Below are 17,946 nucleotides of genomic sequence, written 5' to 3' on the forward strand. Positions count from 1 at the left end.
GATCTTAGGGCTGGAACGCCCGCGAAAGCGGCCATATGTGGCAGTGGCCGTGACTTGTGATGAAGCCGTGTCACTACCGTCACGATGACAGATTCCCGTGTTCACCGATCTCCGTAATTTCGGTCTCGCCAGGGCCGCTTGGGCCGGGCGGAGGAGAAGGAGACGGCGATGAAGAAGACGGCGATGCTGGCCGGGGCGATGCTGGCGGTGGGACTGGTGAGCGCCCCGGCCCAAGCCCGGACCGCCCCCAGCGAGTGCGACAGCGCGATCGGCTGGGTCTCCCCCAACGCCTGCAGCTTCATCAAGCGGCAGGTCGCGTTCGGCAAGGAGGCGCCCGACGCCCTCACGCGAGTCCCGCTTTATCTGGACATCTGGGATAAGGACGCCACCCTCTGGGAGCCGGCAGCCGCCGAACTGCCCCCGACCAAGGGGCTGGCGGAGATCGAAAGGGCGATCACCGGGTCGCTCACCCTCGCCCCCGACTTCCGCTTTCACGGCACGCGGATCGGCGTGGACGGCGCCGCGGTGATGTTCGAGGCGGCCAACGAGGTCACGATCAAGGGCCACGCGATCTCCTACCCGGCCGTCTACCGCGTCCTGATGGCCGACGACGGCAAGGTGGTCCAGGGCCGCCGCTATTACGACCGGTACACATGGTTCACGAAGCTCGACCCCGCCGTCCGCAACCTGTTCGCCGGCGTGACCGACTCCGGCCCGGCTGACACGGGCCGCAGGCCTGCCATCAGCCCGGACGCGCTCGTGGCCCGCGGCCAGGCGTGGAACCGCAAGGACGCCGCCGCCCTCCTCGCCCCGCTCACCGGCGCGCCGCTCAAGGGCACGGGCCTGGACGACCGCGCGCTCAGGACGGCCCAGGGCAAGCTGACCTACCTGAACGCCTTCTTCGCCCAGATCGGCGAACTCCAGCTGAAGCCCGGCCAGGCGGTCAGAGCGGGTAACTCCACATACGTGGAGTGGTACGGCACGGTCACTCCCAAGCACGGCCAGAAGATGAGCTTCGGCATCATCGAGCGGCTCGACGACCGGTGGGGCGTCACGACGGATTGGCAGCTCAGCTTCGACCAGCTCCCGCTCATCGCCGACCAGGCCAAGATCAACGCCCTCTACGGCCTGCTCAGGCCTTAGCCACCAGCGCCGCCAGCTCCGACCTGGCGGCGATCCCCAGCTTCGGATACGCCTTGTACAGGTGGTATCCGACCGTTCGGGGGCTCAGGTACAGCTGGGCGGCGATGTCCCGGTTCGAGGCGCCGGTGGCGGCCAGCCGTACCACCTGGCGCTCTTGGGCGGTCAGGACGCTCAGCGGATCGTCGGCGCGGCGCGGCGCCGCGGGGACGTCGCCCGTGAGCCGCAGTTCGGCGCGCGCCCGCTCGGCCCACAGGCTCATCTCCAGCCGGTCGAAGGCCGCCAAAGCCCCCCGCAGCTGCGTGCGCGCCTCGGCCCGCCGGCGCGCCCGCCGCAGCCACTCGCCGTAGAGCAGCCGCGTGCGCGCCTCCTCCTGCGGCTGCTCACCACCCTCATGCAGCTGTACGGCCAGCGCGAACCGCTCCTCGTCGTCGGCGACCAGCGCGGCGCACCGGGCGGCGACGGCCAGCGCGGACGGCAGCCCCACGGCCTGCGCCCACTCCGCGTACCGCCCCGCGAGCGTCTCGGCCGCCGCCGTGTCCCGGACTCGCAGCGCCGCCTCGACCCGGTCCGGCAACATGAAGAGGGAGAACGGCGCATAAGCCGCGCCAGCCACCGGCTCCATCGCCTTCAGCGCCGCCTCCGGCCGGCCGAGCGCCAGCTCCAGCCGCCCCAGAGCCCACGCCCCCACGGCTCCGCTCCCGCTCCGCCCGCGTTCCTCGTCTCCGAGCTCCGCGTGGGCGAACGCGAGCGGCCCGTCCAGCAGCGCGGGGTCGCCGACCAGCAGCGTGCCGTCCTCCTGCGCCTCGATCATGTCCCGGTAGCGCCCGAGGCAGGCCAGGGCCTGCATCCGCGCGTTCAGCCCGACGATCAGCCAGCCGTCCATCCCCCGCGCCCGGCAGTCGGCGACGGCCCGCGCGGCGACCTCGTCGGCCAGCGCGGGCCGTCCGGCCGCCAGCGCCACCTGCGCGAGGAAGAGCCGCCCCGGAATCCCCAGTTCGGAAATATCGGGATCGACAAGCAGACGTTCCATGAACGCCACCGCCTTCGGCACCTGCCCGCCCATCATCGCCGCCACCCCGAGCGCCCCGCCCACCAGCGGCACGTCCACCGGCGGCATCAGCTCCGCCGCCCGGAGCGCCGGCTCGGCCGCAGTGCCGAACCACGCGCAGCGGATCGCCTCCAGATACAGGTAAGCGGCCCGTTCGGGATCGAGCGGCGCGATCCGCCCGGCCCCCGCGACGATCACCCGGGCCGCCTCGGCATAGGCCCCCTGCTGCACCTGCACGTGCGCGCGTACCTGGAGCAGGTGGGCGAGCGCGAGCGGGTCGCCGATGCCGCCGGCCCGGTCGGCCAGCCGGTCGGCGTGCTCGAACCGGCCGCCGTCGCTGGCGGCCACGGCCGCGGCGGCCAGCCGTACCGAACGGAGGTCGGGGTCGGGAGTGAGCTCGGCGGCGCGCTCGTAGGCGGCGGCCACGGCGGCATAGCCCGCGCGCGTCTGCGCGCGCTCGGCGACCCGCACCAGCTCGGCGGCCACGTCCTCGTCTGGCGCGGCCGTCGCGGCCGCGAGGTGCCACGCCCGCCGGTCGGCGTGCTCGCGCCCGTCGAGCGCACCCGCGAGAGCCCGGTGTACGGCCAGCGCCGTCGTCAGAGGCACATTCTGATAGGCCGTGGGCCGGATCAGCGGATGACGGAAGCTCACCTCCTGCCCGGCTACCTCGACGAGCCGGGCCCGCCGCGCGCTCTCCAGGTCCCCGATCCCCGCCCCGAACTCCTCACCGGCGCGCAACACCACGCCCAGCGAGCCGGTGTCGTCGGCGGCGAGCACGGCCAGCATGAGCTGGGCGGCCTCCGGCAGCGCGGTGATCTGCCCCAGGAACGCCTGCCGCACCCGGCTGGCGACCGGGATCTTGGTGTAGGGGGCCAGCCGGCCGGCCCGCTGCTCGGGGGTGAGGACGGCGGGCAGTTCGAGCAGGGCCAGCGGGTTGCCGTCGGCCTCGTCGAGGATGCGCTCGCGCACGGCGGGCGCGAGGTCGGCGGGCAGGAGCGCCGTGGCGGCGGCGCGGTCGACGCCGCGCAGCACGAGTTCGGGCAGCCCGGCGGGCTCGGCGGCGTCCCGGGTGGCGAAGATCAGCGCGATGCCCTCGGCGTCGAGCCGCCGGGCGGCGAAGACGAGCGCGTCGAGCGAGGCCTGGTCGACCCACTGCGCGTCGTCGACGACGCAGAGCAGCGAGCCGTCCCCGGCGATCTCGGCGAGCAGGCTGAGCACGGCCAGCCCGATGAGGAAGCGGTTCTCGGGAGCGAGCGCGCCCAGCCCCAGCGCGCCCCGCAGGGCCTCGGCCTGGGCCTGCGGCAGCGCGTCCAGACGGCCGAGCTCGCCGCGCAGCAGCAGGTGGAGCGCGGCGAACGGCAGCTCGGCCTCGGACTCCACACCGGCCCCGCGCAGGGTCCGCAGGTCCCCGGCCCTCTCGGCGGCGTGCCGAAGGAGCGCGGACTTGCCGGCGCCGGGCTCGCCGCGGATCACCAGGACCCCGCTGTCGCCGTCGCGGGCCGAGTCCAGCAGCCGCTCGACGGCCGTCTGCTCGTCCCCCCGGCCATGCAACATGGGGATGAATCTACCGGGGGCCCATTGCCGCCCCGTACGGTGGGGAAAGCGGGTATACCTCCGAGTAACAGAATCGTATTCTGTTGCCCATCCATCACAGTTGGAGGCGAACAGATGCAGCGAGACCTCTTCGACGACGAGCACCTGCTCTTCCAGGAGACCGTCCGCGAGTTCATGACCCGCGAGGTCCTCCCCCACCACGACCAGTGGGAGAAGGACGGCATCGTCCCCCGTGAGGTCTGGAAGAAGGCCGGCGAGATCGGCATGTTCGGCTTCGCCGTCCCCGAGGAGTACGGCGGCGCCGGCATCACCGACTTCCGCTACAACGCGATCATCACCGAGGAGATCATCAGGACCGGCGCGTCCGGCCTCGGCTGGGGCCTGCACAACGACGTCGTGGCGCCCTACCTGGTCGAGCTGACCGACGAGGAGCAGAAGCAGCGCTGGCTGCCCGGCTTCGTCAGCGGCGAGCTGATCACCGCGATCGCCATGACCGAGCCGGGCGCGGGCAGCGACCTTCAGGGCATCCGCACGACCGCGATCCGCGACGGCGACCACTACGTCGTCAACGGCCAGAAGACGTTCATCACCAACGGCATCAACTCCGACCTGGTCGTGATCGTCGCCAAGACCGACCCCGACGAGGGCGCGCGCGGCACCACGCTGCTCGTCGTCGAACGCGGCATGGACGGCTTCAGCCGGGGCCGCAACCTGGAGAAGGTCGGGCTCAAGGCGCAGGACACCGCCGAGCTGTTCTTCGACAACGTCCGGGTGCCGGTGTCCAACCGGCTCGGCCCGAACGAGGGCGAGGGCTTCTTCCAGCTGATGAACAACCTGCCGCAGGAGCGCCTGTCGATCGCGGTGGTGGCGGTGGGGGCGGCGGAAGCCGTACTGGAGATGACGATCGAGTACTGCAAGAACCGCCAGGCGTTCGGCCGCAACATCGGCAAGTTCCAGAACACCCGGTTCGTGCTGGCCGAGCTGGCCACCGAGGTCGAGATCGCCCGCCACTACGTGGACAAGTGCGTCCTGGCGCTCAACAAGAAGGAGCTCTCGGTCGTCGACGCGGCCAAGGCCAAGTGGTGGACGACCGAGCTGCAGAACAAGGTCATCGACCGCTGCCTGCAGTTGCACGGCGGTTACGGCTACATGATGGAGTACCCGGTGGCCAAGGCGTGGCTGGACAGCCGCGTGCAGACGATCTACGGCGGAACCACCGAAATCATGAAGGAGATCATCGGCCGCTCTTTCGGCTTTTAAGCGGAAAAGTTGGCCATACTGGCCCTATGGACGGCGGCCTGATCCTCCTGGTTTTCCTGGCGTTGCTGTTCGCCTGGGGTCTCAACCGTGTCCGGCGGTCCTTACGGCTGGGCCCCGTCGGCTACGTCGGCGTCATGCTGGTCTTCATCATCGTCATGCTCCTGGTCTGGGGACAGACGATGCGCTAGCCGGGTCGGCCCAGCGGTAGAACGTCGCGCTCCCGTCCGGCCCGAGCTGCAGCACGGGGATGTTCTTGCCCACCGGGTCGCCGCCGTCGCCGATCGTGAACGGCCCGCTGGCGCCGGCCAGTGTCAGCGTGCCGCTGGTCAGCACGCTGGCGATGTCCCGCGCGGTCGGCAGCTCCCCGGCGAACTTCTCCACCGCCCTGATCGCCAGGTACATGGCGTCGTGGTGCACGATGGCCATGCCGTCGTCCAGCGACTCCTTGGGGTACAGGGCGCGGTAGGCGGTCGGGCTCTCGTCACCGAAGCGCTTCTTCATGTCGTCGATGACCGGCCCGCCCGGCTGCGTGACCCCCTGGGAGTGCGCCAGCGCGGTGTAGAAGAGCCGGATCGCCTGATCGCCCCACATCGGCTGCTTGACCGGCCCGGTCAGCTCCGCCACGTCGTCGCCGCTGATCACCGTGATGCCGCGGTCGGCGCACCTCGCGTGCCTGCTCAGCCCGGCCATCAGCGCCGGCAGGTGGTCCGCGCGGCCCGCGTACAGGACCGTGTTGGCCTCCGAGGTGCAGACGCGCTCCGCGTTGAGCCCCAGCACCGTTCCCGGCGAGCCGGCCCCCGCGTCGAACGTGAGCGTCTCCTCCAGCTCCTTGTCCTCCAGTTCCCGGGTGAAGTGGTCGCCGAGCGTCTTGGTGTAGCTGTCACCCCGGTTCCTGTCCTTGACCACGATCGCCTTCAGAACCGGGTTGGTGTGCCTGGCCAGCCGTAGCACCGCCTTGGCCTGGTCGCCGTTGAGCGGCGCGACCCTGGCCAGGCCCTTGAACGGCCCGAACTCGTCGGAGGTGATCACCGCCGCGGACATTCCGTAGTACCGCTCGCTCAGGTCGGCGACCGACTTGCGCGTGCTCTCCGTGCTCGCGCCCAGCCCGGTCACGGCCACGACGCGCTCGCCCGCCGCCCGCCGTTCGAGGTCGGCGAAGGTCGCCTCCCAGTCGTCCGGCCCGTTGCTCCCCACCAGCACCTTGACGTACGGGGGCGACTGCTCCAGCCGGTTACGCCAGAGCTGGGCCAGATGGATGCCCTGCAACCCGTGCCGGATCGTCTGGCGCGACATCGAGATCTCCGGCACCTCCCCCGACATGGGCAGCAGCGCGACGATCGTGACGTGCGCGTCAGGATGCTTCTTCTCGACCTCGGCGTTCTCCAGCCGGATGCGCTCCATCACCTCGGTCAGGTCCTCGCCGAAGGCGCCGGGATCGTCGGTCAGCGGCGCGGTCCGCACCACGATGCTCACCACCACGCCCGCCACCAGCGCCAGCGCCGCGATCGAGGCCGCCAGCACGATCCGCCGCCGGCGCCGCGCACGGGTGAAGGACTTCAGGACCCGCGATCGATCAGGACGTGACATACCGGTCCGCCTCCCGCTTCAGCACGGACTTGCTCGCCTTCGAGCGATCGCGCAGCTCCATCAGGCCGTACGCGATGTCCGCGCGCCGCCGTCCGGACGGGTCGAGGAGAGGGTCGTTCCAGAACCAGCGGTCCACGACCAGCGTCCTGATCCTCGCCCTCCAGTCGTCGGGCCCCTTCGCCGAGCCGGTCACCAGCGCGTCGTACAGGTCCTCCAGATCCCGCTCAAGCGGCAGCCGGCTCGGAGCCGTGGTCACCAGGTTGAACTGGGCGATCCACTCCGGCAGCGCGCCCCGCGCGTCGAGCTCGTCGAACCGGCCGTCCAGCCAGGCGGTCACGCGGGCCAGATGCCCGCCGGCGTCGCCGGGCCGTACGCGGGCCAGGGCGTGGTAGAAGCCGTCGGCCTCCCTGCCGCGACCTTCGGCCTGCCCGTCGCGGCCCTTGGTCTGCCCGTCGCGGCCTTCGGCCTCCCGGTCGCGGCAGAAGGACTCCAGCAGCTCGTGCGTCCGATCCCACTGCTCCTGGCTGAGCCTGTGCAGCAGCAACCGCCTCAACCAGGGGTGGATGACCGTGCCCAGCTCGCCGTCGTGCGTCAGCCAGAGGGCGTCGGCCAGCCGGTCGCGCAGGTTCGGCCGGGCGCTGAGCGCGTTCTCGGCGTCCTCCACGTGCCGCGCCGCCGCCCAGCCGGACAACTGCTCGCGGTCAGGCAGGTGCAGCCACCCCGGCCAGCGCAGCGCCTCCTTCTGGTGGAGGATCGAGCGGAACGCGTCGTCGTCGGGCGCCGATCCGGCCCAGTCGAGCAGTTCCAGGGCGGTCTGCCGGTGCCCGCCGGTGAGCCGGTCGATCGCGTCGGCGTAGCGCCGCCCGCTCTCCACTGTGGGCAGCGGCGGCATCAGCACCGGATACCACCACCGGTCCTCGCCTTCGGCCCGGTGGGCGAGCCAGCCGGAGTGGCCGGCCTCGGGCAGCGTGGGCGGTTGCGGCCTGCCGGCCGCGCCCAGGCCGGGCCGCGCCCACGTCCCGCCCACCGGCACCCAGGATCGCGCGGTCGCCACGACCACCAGAGGGTCGTCGCCCTTGGCCGACCTGAGCGCCTTGAGGAAGGCCCGGCCGCCCACGGTCTCGGCGCCCTCCAGCACCAGCAGGCAGTTGCGCGGATGCCGCCCCGGCTTGGCGTACTCCTCACGCAGGTCGGCGAGGAGCGCCTGGCACAGGACCATCGCGGGCGCACCCGTCAGGTCGGCGCCCCCGCGCTGATGCTGTCTGGCCAGGGTCACCAGGTTGCCCTCGGGAAGCTGCGCGGTCAGCCACGTCCTGCCCTTGCGGTTGAGCTGCCTGACCGCGATCCGCTCGCGTACCAGCGTCAGCCGGAGCAACGACACGCCCACAGCCAGAAACGGCCCGACCCGCGGGACCAGCCCGAGCAGCTCGCGCAGCGGGTCCAGGAACTCCGGCGGATTGGGCGCCGTGCCGTCGACCAGCCGGTCGAGCTCCCCCTCCACCTCGTGGTCCGGGCGCTCACCCGGCCGCAACGCCAGCACGTGCAGGGTGAACACGACCCTGGGCAGCTTCACACGGGAGCTCCGCATCAGCCCGTGGGCCACGCGCGCGACGATCCGCGACACCGGCAGAAGCTCGTCGTCCTGATCACGCAGGCTCACCCGGACACCCGGTGACGCGGGCTCCACCGCCACGCTGTCGCGGACGTCCGAGGCCAGCGCGCCCTTGCCCGTGCCCGGCGGGCCGAGCAGCACCACGATCGGCAGCTCCTGCCCGCCTTCGCGCAGCAGGCAGTCGTCCATGACCAGGTGTCGCCAGGAATCGTCCACGAAGTGCGCCATCACGTCCTGCCGGCTCGTCAGGCGTGCGTCCCCGAGTGATCACTCACAGTTTACGAGCCCAGTCAGGAAAGCGCGCTCGATTCAGCAGGACTCGAGGATGACACGGGCCACCAGGCCGGGATCGTCGCTCATCGGCAGGTGCCCGCAGCCCTTGAGCAGCTTCACCCGCTGCCCCGACCACTTGGCCGCGCGCACCGCCTGCCTGCGCGGGAGCAGCCGGTCGTGCTCGCCCCACGCGATCGTGATCGGCGACTTGGGCGGGGCGGGCGGCATGAGGTTGGTGAACGACTCCAGCGTCTCGTCGAACCCGGCCGCCCCGGCCAGCGCCTGTGTGGCCGCCATCAACGCGGTCGGCGTCAGTCGCGACGGGTGGGCGACCAGCAGGCCCGCCGACATCGCCCGGCCGAGCGGGTTCTCCGCCGCCCTGGCCGCCTGCTCATACGGCAGCGACCGGGCCGTCGAACGCAGCCCGCGCAGCGCCGTCTGGCACCACACCAGCTCCGAGCGCGACCAGAAGCCGGCCGGCGAGAGGGCGGCAGCCGTACGGACGACTCCGCGGGAAGCCAGCTCCAGCGCGATGTAGCCCCCGAGCGAGTTGCCCGCGACGTGCGGCTCGCGCACCCCCATCAGCGCGCAGAAGGACTCCACGGCGTCCGCGAGTGATTCCGCGGTGTACGGCGTGCCGTCCGGCAACCCCGGCGAGACCCCGAAGCCGGGCAGATCGACCGCGATCACGTCGCGAGCGGCGGCGAGCCGGTCGAGCACCGGCAACCAGGCCTGCCAGTGGTGCCCGATGCCGTGGATGAGGATCAGCGGCGCGCCCGTGCCACGGCGTTCGAAGGCCAGCTCCATACCGACGAGTCAACCACTCAGCGGCTGCGCGTGGGAATCTCGAACCAGACCGCTTTGCCTTCCCTGGTCGGGCGCGAACCCCACCGCTTGGCGAGCTGGTCGACCAGGTAGAGGCCGCGCCCGCCCTCGTCGTTCTCGCCCGCGCTGCGGATGCGCGGCAGGCGCAGGTCCTGGTCGAACACCTCGACCCAGACCGACTCCTCGCCCCTGCGCAGCCGGAGCGTGAACTCCTTGTCGCCCATGATCTCGTCCTCGAACGGTACGTCCCAGGACTCCTCGAACGGCAGCGGCGGCCCCTCGACCACCAGTTCCCGGCGCGGCACGCTCGCCGTGGCCGCGTGCAGCACCACGTTCGTGACGACTTCCGAGACCAGCAGGCAGGCCAGCTCAGCGCGCTCTTCGGGCACGTTCCAGCCGGTGAAGGCCTCGGCGGCCATCCGCCGGGCTTCGCCGACCATGATCGGCTGGGCGGGGAACGTGCGTTCCTCGACGTCCAGGTCGATGTCGCTGGAGCGCAGCACCAGGATCGCCATGTCGTCGTCGATCTCGCCCGGCACCGCGACCGTGGCGGCGTCGGCGACACGCTCGACGTCGTCGCCGGTGGCCTTGGCCAGCTTCTCGCAGAGGATCCCCAGCGTCTCCTCGTCGGTGGGGACGCGGCCGTCGCGGGCGGGGCGGCGATCGACCAGCCCGTCGGTGTAGAGCAGCAGCGCGGCGCCGGGCGGCAGCGTGCGGGTCTCCTCCTTGTAGACCAGGTCGGCGTGCAGGTTCTTGGCCCGCACCCCGAGTGGCTGGCCGACCTCCTCGATGTCCATCTCCAGGCACTGGCCGTCGACCAGCAGCAACGGCGGCGCGTGGCCGGCGTTGGCGAAGGACAGCTGGCGCGACCACGCGTCGTAGACGAGGTACTGGCAGGTGACGATCGGCGGGATGCTCACCTCGGTGCCGTTGTCGTCCTGCTCGGGGGTGGCGATGATGCGGGTCCACTCGTCGAGCCTGGCCAGGATGTCGGCGGGCGACTTGTCGTCCTGGGCGAAGGCGCGCAGCGCGGCGCGCAACTGGCCCATGATGGCCGCGGCCTTGGCGCCACGGCCCTCGACGTCGCCGATGACGATGCCGACCCGGCCCGCCGACAGCGGGATCACGTCGTACCAGTCGCCGCCCACCTGGGTCTGGATGCCCTGGCCGTGGGAGGCGAGCGGGGCCGCCGGGTAGTAGCGGACGGCGATCTCCAGGCCGTCGAGCTGCGGCAGCGCGCGCGGCAGCAGGTGCTTCTGGAAGGACTCGGCGGTGTGCCGCTCCTCCTCGAACAGCAGCGCGTTGTCGATCGCGAGCGCGACGCGGGTGGCGATGGCCCCGACGAAGTCGCGGTCGAAGGCGTCGTAGTGGGGGCTGCGGCGGTCGGTGAGGTTGGACAGCCCGAGGTACATCAGGCCGAGCGTCTCCCCGCGCACGCACAGCGGGGCGACGATGGCCGAGGTCATGCCGACCTCGCCGCACAGCTGGGCGCTGCCCTCGTGGGGGGCCGGGAAGCTGCTGGACGCGAAGTCCTCGACCAGGATCGTCTCCTGGCGGCGCATCGCGGTGTCGGCGTAGTGGCCGGAGGGGTAGCGGATCTCCGCGCCCACCGGCTTCCACGTGCCCGGCGGCGGCGTCCAGCCCTGCACGTGCTGGGAGACGCGGCGCACCAGGCGCTCGCCCTCCATCAGCTCGATGAAGCAGTGGTCGGCGAACTGCGGGACCAGCATCTCGGCGACCCGCTTCAGCGTCTCCTCGACGTAGAGGGAGCCGGCCAGCCGTTCGCCGATGCGCTCCAGCAGGCCGAAGCGGTCCTTCTCGCGCTCGTTGCTGCGCAGGGCCTCGCGGGCGGTGATGACGATGCCGGTCACCGAGCCGGACGGGTGGCGCAGCGGCACCGCCTGCGCCCGGACGTAGATGATGGTGCCGTCGCCGCGCCGTACGTCGAAGGTGCCCTCCCACACGCCGCCCTTGAGCACGTGCTTGGCCAGCTCGATCGCGAGCGGGTGGTCCTTCTCCATGATCCCGAGGGACAGGACGGACGTCTCCCTGCTCGACGACTTGCCGGGGCGGCCGAACAGCTTCTCCGCGAAGGGGTTCCAGTAGAGCAGGTTGCTGAACCTGTCCGTCACGACGACGGCCATCTCCGCGTGATCCAGCACCGACCCGGCTGCCAAATGATCAGCCGCGTCCGGTGACAGATCCCCCCATCGCTTCATCCGGAGACCACTCCTCGGGGAGGCTTATGCGAAAAGCGAACCACGGGCGCTCCTGCAACAGTCATGGCCGGGGGGAGTGGAGGGTTCTCCCTTGAGGGATTCAACCAAGCAGAAGCTCGCGCGTCAGCGCCTGGAGACGAAAACGTGCGCGGCAACCTCACGCGGAAGTTCCGCGGGAGTTCCGTTCGCGTCTCCGTCACCTGTCACCCGCACACCGTCGTCGCTCGCCGCGAGCGTCACCTCGCGTCCGGGTTGTATCCCAACTTGCTTGAGTTTAAGCATCACAGCGGGATCGCTTTGCACTTGTTCGCTAATTCGCCGCACGACAACCGCCATATCGCGGGGTCCGGCAAGATCGGCCATGGCCTCCAGGGGCTTATCTGCTGCTTCATCCGCTTCGTGCGCGCCAAGCTCGGCCAGCCCGGGGATGGGGTTGCCGTGCGGGCAGACCGTGGGGTTGTCGAGCAGCGTGACCAGGCGGCTCTCCACCGATTCCGACATGACGTGTTCCCAGCGGCAGGCCTCGATGTGCACCTCCTCCCACGGCAGCCCGATGACCTGAGTCAGCAGACACTCGGCGAGGCGGTGCTTGCGCATGACGCGCGTGGCCAGCGTGCGGCCGAGGTCGGTCATCGCGAGGTGGCGATCGCCCTCGACTTTCACCAGGCCGTCACGTTCCATACGGGCGACGGTCTGGCTCACTGTCGGGCCGCTCTGCTGGAGCCGCTCGGCGATGCGGGCGCGAAGAGGGACGATGCCCTCCTCTTCGAGTTCGTAGATCGTGCGGAGATACATCTCCGTGGTGTCGATCAGGCCGTGTGCGGTCAAGGCTCCTCCCATCTTGATGCTACGCCGGTCCGGCGGGGACTGAGCCCGTCCGCGGCGGGCACAGAGGTCAAAGGGAACCCTATTGGGAGATCGACCGACGATGGCAAAGGACGGGAACAATAGTGCGGCCCGGTTCCTTCCCGATCACCGCTGTTGCGAGCGGTAGTTCCTGAATCCCGGTACGGCCAGCCCCACCAGCAACACCGCCACCGCGCACGCGAGACCGCCGCCCACCCAGGCCCCGGCCAGCCCGAACACCGTCGCGGTGGCCCCGGCGCGCACGTCCCCCAGCCGCGGCCCGCCGGCGACCACCACCATGAAGACGCCCTGCAGCCTGCCGCGCATCTCGTCGGGCGCGTAGAGCTGCAGGATCGACTGCCGCCACACCGACGACACCACGTCGGCCGCCCCGCCCAGCGCCAGGAACCCCACCACCAGCCAGAGCGACTGCGCCAGCCCGGCGGCCGCGACCGACAGGCCCCAGAGGGCGATGACGAGGACGAGCGCGAGCCCCTGCCTGCTGACCCGGCCGACCCAGCCGGAGAACAGCGCGCCCGCGAACGACCCGAGCGCCATGGCCGCGTTGAGCCAGCCGAGCGCCAGTTCCGAGCCGCCGAACCGGGTGGCGGCCAGCTCGGGGAACAGCGCCCTGGGCAGCGCGAACACCATCGCGATGATGTCCACGACGAACGACATGAGCAGCACCGGCGTGACCAGGATGTAGCGCAGCCCGTCCAGGACGGCCCGCGCGCCCGGCCGGGTGACCTCGCCGACGGGCGGCAGCGGCGGCAACTTGATCGCGGCGTAGAGCCCGGCGCTGAACAACACGGCGTCGATCGCGTACGCGGCCGCGAACCCGGAGGCGGCCATCACCACCCCGGCGAGCATCGGGCCGGCGACCGCGCCCACGCTGAAGACGAGCGACTGCAGGGCGTTGGCCGCCGGTACGCGCTCCGGTGGCAGGATCCTCGGAATGATGGCGCCCCTGGTGGGCGAGGTGATGGCGAACCCCGTCGCGTTGACCGCCATCAGACCCAGGAGCAGGTAGACGTTGCGCAGGTCCAGCAGAGCCTGCAGGAGGATGAGCAGGGTGCTCGCCCAGGCGATGAGCGAGCCGATCAGCAGCAGCTTGCGCCGGTCCATGGCGTCGGCGACGGCGCCGCCCCACAGACCGAAGACGACGAGCGGGATGAGGTTGGCCAGGCTGAGGAAGCCGACCCACAGGGAGGAGTGGGTGAGCACCCACACCTGCTGACTGGCGGCCACCACGGTCACGCCCAGACCGACGTGGGAGACGGTCTGGCCGATCCAAAGCCGCCGGTAGGCGGGGACCTGCAGTGGCCGGGTATCGACAAGGTACCTTTTGATCAAATCCCCGATTGCCACCTAAGGCACATTAAGGGGCAAGTCTCTCCAGCTCCCAGCCGGGGTGCGCGCGCCGGTACCGGAGCCGGTCGTGCAGCCGGTCCAGCCGGCCCTGCCAGAACTCCATCTCGCCGGGCACCACCAGGTAGCCGCCCCAGAAGTCCGGCACCGGCGGATCCTCCGGCCAGCGGGCGGCCAGTTCCTCGTAACGCCGGTCCAGGTCCTCCCTGGATCGGACCACGGCCGACTGCCTGGAGGCCCAGGCGCCTATGCGGGAGCCGTACGGGCGGGAGTTGAAGTATTCGGCCGAGCGCTCGTGCGACAGCCGTACGACGGAGCCCTCGACGCGCACCTGGCGGCGGATCGGGTGCCAGGGGAACAGCAGCGACGCGCGCGGGTTCTCGGCCAGGTCGCGGCCCTTGCGGGACTCGTAGTTGGTGAAGAAGACGAAACCGTCCTCGTCGTAGCCCTTGAGCAGGACCGTTCGGGCACTGGGCCGCCCGCCGGCGGAGGCGGTGGCGACGACCATGGCGTTGGGCTCGGGCAGGCCGGCGTCGAGCGCCTCCTGGAACCAGACGGTGAACTGGGCGATGGGGTCGGCGGCGACGTTGGCTTCCAGCAGGGGCTCGCCTTCGTACGAGCGGCGCAGCCCTGACAGCGAGGTGGCATCCACGAGACGGTATTCTTGCGCGCTTGGTGGCGATCCCACACAACCGCCCCCACCAGCGGTGATTGCGTTTCGGCGTGCCCGAAGACGAAGCACTGGACGGCAGGGGGTTAAATTGACGCGCCGGTATCTCGACATCAAGAAAGGGAGGCGGCCGAGAATGTCCGACTTCAAACCCGGCCTCGAAGGCGTAGTAGCTTTCGAGACCGAGATCGCGGAACCGGACAAAGAGGGGGGCGCCCTTCGATACCGGGGCGTCGACATCGAGGAGCTGGTCGGCCGTGTCCCGTTCGGGCACGTTTGGGGCCTGCTGGTCGACAACAAGTTCCAGCCGGGTCTGCCCCCGGCGGAGCCGTACCCGATCCCCGTTCACTCCGGTGACATCCGCGTAGACGTACAGAGCGCCCTGGCCATGCTGGCTCCCGCCTATGGCTTCAAGGCGCTGCTCGACATCGATGACGACCAGGCACGCGACGACCTCGCCCGCGCCTCCGTCATGGCCCTCTCCTTCGTGGCGCAGTCGGCGCGTGGCCTCGGCCTGCCGATGGTGCCGCAGAGCCGCGTCGACGAGGCCAAGACCATCGTCGAACGGTTCATGGTCCGCTGGCGCGGCGAACCTGATCCCAAGCACGTCAAGGCCATCGACGCCTACTGGACCTCCGCCGCCGAGCACGGCATGAACGCCTCCACGTTCACCGCCCGCGTCATCGCCTCCACGGGCGCCGACGTGGCGGCCGCTCTCTCCGGCGCCGTGGGCGCCATGTCCGGTCCCCTGCACGGTGGCGCCCCCGCCCGCGTGCTGCACATGATCGAAGGCGTCGAGCAGCTCGGCGACGCCAAGAAGTACGTCCAGAGCGAGCTGGACAAGGGCAACCGCCTCATGGGCTTCGGTCACCGCGTCTACCGCGCCGAGGACCCGCGTGCGCGTGTGCTGCGCCGTACCGCCAAGGAGCTCGACGCGCCCCGCTACGAGGTCGCGCAGGCGCTGGAGACGGCGGCGCTCGAAGAACTGCACGCCCGCAAGCCCGACCGGGTGCTGGCCACCAACGTGGAGTACTGGGCCGCCGTCGTCCTCGACTTCGCCGAGGTGCCCTCGCACATGTTCACCTCCATGTTCACCTGCGCCCGCACGGCCGGTTGGGCCGCGCACATCCTGGAGCAGAAGCGCACGGGCAGGCTCGTCCGCCCCAGCGCGAACTACACCGGCCCGGCCACCCGCCCCCTGAGCGACGTGCCCGGAGCCTCCGAGGTCGCCGGCCTCATCTGAAGCCTGCTTCGTACGGCTGCCATGGCGTGTGGCAGCCGTACGTCAGGTCACGGCGCTTTCACGCCCGCCGGAGCGTCGTCCGGCAGCCCCCTGCACAGAGCGTCCTTCGTGGCCGCCTAACCGCCGTCCGCCGACATCCTGATCGAGAACTCGCCGAACAACACGATGCTGACATACCTGCCCGAGCTGACGGCGTACCCGTTGTTGGCGTCGATCTTCTTGATCAGGCTCGCCATCTCGCCGCCGAACATGGTCTCCGGCGTGGCCGCCTCGGCGTTGACGATCCCCACGCATTCCGCGCCCCGCCGTTCCACCCAGGCCGGCCCGCCGCAGCGCGCGTCGCGCTCCTGCTGCGTCCAGACGACCCAGACCGCGGGAAGCACCAGCAGCAGCCCGACCGCGAGCCAGTAGCCCACCGCACGGGCCTGGCTCGGCCATCTCTTCGCCGTGTACGGCGTGGCGCCGGGGCCGGAGTCAGCGCGTTGACCCGCAGCCGGGGCACGCTCAGCCGGACGGCCTTGCGCCACGCTCGTACGGCCGCGCGAGCCACGTCGCCGCCTCGAAGGCGTCCTCGCCGGACACCAGCACCACCGGGACGGGTGGGTTGGCCCGCCAGAACGCCGGCCGTCGAATGATCCCCGCAATCACGTTCCGCGGATCGGCCACGTCGCTGCCCCATCGATCGCAAGGCCCACATCATGTCTCAAATCCCGGACCCGGGCCAAGCCATCCGTCACGGCTCAGTACGCTTATGCAGGTGGCTGACATCGTGATTCCCGCTGACATCAAGCCCGCCGACGGCCGTTTCGGCTGCGGGCCCTCGAAGGTTCGTCCCGAGCAGCTGGCCGCGCTCGCCTCCGCCGGGGCGAGCGTCATGGGGACCTCCCACCGCCAGAAGCCGGTCAAGAGCCTGGTCGGCCGCGTGCGCTCCGGCCTCGCGGACCTGTTCTCGCTGCCCGAGGGCTACCAGGTCGTGCTGGGCAACGGCGGCACCACCGCGTTCTGGGACATCGCCGCCTTCGGGCTGGTGCGCGGGAGGTCGCAGCACCTGTCGTTCGGCGAGTTCTCCTCCAAGTTCGGCGCCGTCGTCAGCAAGGCGCCCTGGCTCGGCGACCCGACGATCATCAAGTCCGAGGTCGGCACCCACCCGGAGGCCGTGCTCGAAGAGGGCGTCGACGTCTACGCCCTGACGCACAACGAGACCTCGACCGGCGTCGCGATGCCGATCGGGCGGGTCGGCTCCGACGACTCGCTGGTGCTGGTCGACGCCACTTCCGGCGCCGGCGGGCTGCCCGTCGACATCGCCGAGACCGACGTCTACTACTTCGCCCCGCAGAAGAGCTTCGCCTCCGACGGCGGCCTGTGGATCGCGATCATGTCGCCGCGCGCGCTGGCCCGCGTCGAGGAGATCGCCGCCTCCGGCCGCTACGTGCCCGAGTTCTTCAGCCTGCCGGTCGCCGTCGACAACTCGGCGAAGGACCAGACCTACAACACCCCGTCGGTGGCCACGCTGTTCCTGCTGGCCGACCAGATCGAGTGGATGAACGCCAACGGCGGCCTGGCCTGGACCACCGCCCGCACCGCCGACTCGTCCCAGCGCCTCTACACGTGGGCCGAGAAGTCCTCGTTCGCGACGCCGTTCGCCGCGCCGGAGTTCCGCTCGCAGGTCGTCGGCACCATCGACTTCAGCGACGACGTCGACGCCGCCGCGGTCGCCAAGACGCTGCGCGCCAACGGCATCGTCGACACCGAGCCCTACCGCAAGCTCGGTCGCAACCAGCTGCGCGTGGCGATGTTCCCCGCCATCGACCCGGCCGACATCGAGGCGCTCACGACCTGCGTCGACTACGTGGTCGAGCGCCTCTGACCCGTCCGCCTGGCCAGTTCCTCCAGCAGGGCGAGCGCGTCGGCGTCCTCGACGCTCTGCGCGAAGCGCGCCAGCACCGGCAGCCTGTCGGTGCTGGCCGACAGGGCTTCGAGCATCAGCCTGGTGACGTGCTCGTCCCTGCTGTGCACCGCCGCGTACCTGAAGGCGTTACGGTACGGCGTGCGCACCAGCAGCCCTTTCTTCAGCAACCGCTCGGCCACGGTCTGAACCGTGGTGTAGGCCAGCGCCCTGTCCTTGTTCAACCTGGCCAGGACTTCCCTGACGAGCAGCGGTTTACGGGCGTCCCACAACACGTCCATGATCGCGCGTTCCAGGGATCCCAGGGTTGCCACAGGAAACATTCTTGCCGGAAAACCCCCGCGGCGACCAGTGATGTCGAGATTCCGTAAAGTTGTGCGAGAACGCACGCA

The 17,946-nt window shown here is 70.8% G+C and carries 16 protein-coding genes; 5 read left to right on the forward strand and 11 right to left on the reverse strand.

The features are described from left to right. The first annotated feature begins 168 nt into the window (after positions 1-168). Positions 169-1,143 (forward strand): nuclear transport factor 2 family protein, encoded by a 975-nt coding sequence (locus tag ACIBHY_RS41815; RefSeq protein WP_397309619.1) that lies wholly within the window; start codon positions 169-171, stop codon positions 1,141-1,143. Here ACIBHY_RS41815 and ACIBHY_RS41820 read toward each other — a convergent pair. Next, positions 1,133-3,745 (reverse strand): AAA family ATPase, encoded by a 2,613-nt coding sequence (locus ACIBHY_RS41820; RefSeq protein WP_397309620.1) that lies wholly within the window; start codon positions 3,743-3,745, stop codon positions 1,133-1,135. The genes ACIBHY_RS41815 and ACIBHY_RS41820 overlap by 11 nt on opposite strands. A gap of 114 nt (positions 3,746-3,859) precedes the next feature. Here ACIBHY_RS41820 and ACIBHY_RS41825 point away from each other — a divergent pair, with 114 nt between their 5' ends. Beyond that, positions 3,860-5,005: an acyl-CoA dehydrogenase family protein gene (locus ACIBHY_RS41825; RefSeq protein WP_379614645.1), complete on the forward strand. Its 1,146-nt coding sequence runs from the start codon at positions 3,860-3,862 to the stop codon at positions 5,003-5,005. A 26-nt stretch (positions 5,006-5,031) separates the two neighbouring features. Then, the gene (locus ACIBHY_RS41830; protein WP_379614647.1) at positions 5,032-5,193 is read left to right on the forward strand and encodes a hypothetical protein; all 162 of its coding nucleotides are present in this window, start codon (positions 5,032-5,034) and stop codon (positions 5,191-5,193) included. On the opposite strand, the gene ACIBHY_RS41835 is transcribed toward ACIBHY_RS41830, so the two are convergent. The 7 genes from ACIBHY_RS41835 to pdxH form a co-directional block, all read right to left on the reverse strand. Continuing rightward, positions 5,159-6,592 (reverse strand): hypothetical protein, encoded by a 1,434-nt coding sequence (locus ACIBHY_RS41835; RefSeq protein ID WP_397309621.1) that lies wholly within the window; start codon positions 6,590-6,592, stop codon positions 5,159-5,161. The two genes, ACIBHY_RS41830 and ACIBHY_RS41835, sit on opposite strands and share 35 nt — an antisense overlap. Then, the gene (locus tag ACIBHY_RS41840) at positions 6,579-8,420 is read right to left on the reverse strand and encodes a hypothetical protein (RefSeq protein ID WP_397258254.1); all 1,842 of its coding nucleotides are present in this window, start codon (positions 8,418-8,420) and stop codon (positions 6,579-6,581) included. The genes ACIBHY_RS41835 and ACIBHY_RS41840 overlap by 14 nt, the downstream gene beginning before the upstream one ends. A 93-nt stretch (positions 8,421-8,513) precedes the next feature. Next, a complete protein-coding gene (locus ACIBHY_RS41845) occupies positions 8,514-9,284 on the reverse strand; it encodes an alpha/beta fold hydrolase (RefSeq protein WP_397258256.1) in 771 nt (256 codons plus the stop codon). 17 nt (positions 9,285-9,301) lie between these two features. After that, positions 9,302-11,521, reverse strand: a complete 2,220-nt coding sequence (locus tag ACIBHY_RS41850; protein ID WP_397258258.1) for a SpoIIE family protein phosphatase — start codon at positions 11,519-11,521, stop codon at positions 9,302-9,304. 123 nt (positions 11,522-11,644) lie between these two features. Further along, positions 11,645-12,349: a metal-dependent transcriptional regulator gene (locus ACIBHY_RS41855; protein WP_184958140.1), complete on the reverse strand. Its 705-nt coding sequence runs from the start codon at positions 12,347-12,349 to the stop codon at positions 11,645-11,647. A gap of 144 nt (positions 12,350-12,493) precedes the next feature. Continuing rightward, positions 12,494-13,735 carry an MFS transporter gene (locus tag ACIBHY_RS41860; protein ID WP_397309622.1) on the reverse strand — a complete coding sequence of 414 codons (1,242 nt, stop codon included), beginning with the start codon at positions 13,733-13,735 and terminating at the stop codon, positions 12,494-12,496. A 10-nt stretch (positions 13,736-13,745) separates the two neighbouring features. Further along, positions 13,746-14,387 (reverse strand): pyridoxamine 5'-phosphate oxidase, encoded by a 642-nt coding sequence (pdxH, locus tag ACIBHY_RS41865; RefSeq protein WP_397309623.1) that lies wholly within the window; start codon positions 14,385-14,387, stop codon positions 13,746-13,748. 154 nt (positions 14,388-14,541) lie between these two features. On the opposite strand from pdxH, the gene ACIBHY_RS41870 reads away from it, so the two are divergent. Then, the gene (locus ACIBHY_RS41870; protein ID WP_379614659.1) at positions 14,542-15,648 is read left to right on the forward strand and encodes a citrate synthase 2; all 1,107 of its coding nucleotides are present in this window, start codon (positions 14,542-14,544) and stop codon (positions 15,646-15,648) included. Between the two features lie 116 nt (positions 15,649-15,764). On the opposite strand, the gene ACIBHY_RS41875 is transcribed toward ACIBHY_RS41870, so the two are convergent. After that, complete coding sequence (locus ACIBHY_RS41875) at positions 15,765-16,064, reverse strand: hypothetical protein (protein WP_397309624.1); 300 nt, start codon at positions 16,062-16,064, stop codon at positions 15,765-15,767. 88 nt (positions 16,065-16,152) lie between these two features. Then, on the reverse strand, positions 16,153-16,296 hold the full coding sequence (locus tag ACIBHY_RS41880; protein ID WP_397309625.1) for a hypothetical protein: 144 nt from the start codon (positions 16,294-16,296) through the stop codon (positions 16,153-16,155). A gap of 103 nt (positions 16,297-16,399) precedes the next feature. On the opposite strand from ACIBHY_RS41880, the gene serC reads away from it, so the two are divergent. Next, a complete protein-coding gene (serC, locus tag ACIBHY_RS41885; protein ID WP_397309626.1) occupies positions 16,400-17,515 on the forward strand; it encodes a phosphoserine transaminase in 1,116 nt (371 codons plus the stop codon). Here the strand turns inward: serC and ACIBHY_RS41890 are convergent. Further along, positions 17,494-17,868 carry a BlaI/MecI/CopY family transcriptional regulator gene (locus ACIBHY_RS41890; RefSeq protein ID WP_379614663.1) on the reverse strand — a complete coding sequence of 125 codons (375 nt, stop codon included), beginning with the start codon at positions 17,866-17,868 and terminating at the stop codon, positions 17,494-17,496. The genes serC and ACIBHY_RS41890 overlap by 22 nt on opposite strands. Between the last annotated feature and the right edge of the window lie 78 nt (positions 17,869-17,946).

Origin of the sequence: Nonomuraea sp. NPDC050547 (assembly GCF_044457345.1) — a bacterium.
Taxonomy (GTDB): domain Bacteria; phylum Actinomycetota; class Actinomycetes; order Streptosporangiales; family Streptosporangiaceae; genus Nonomuraea.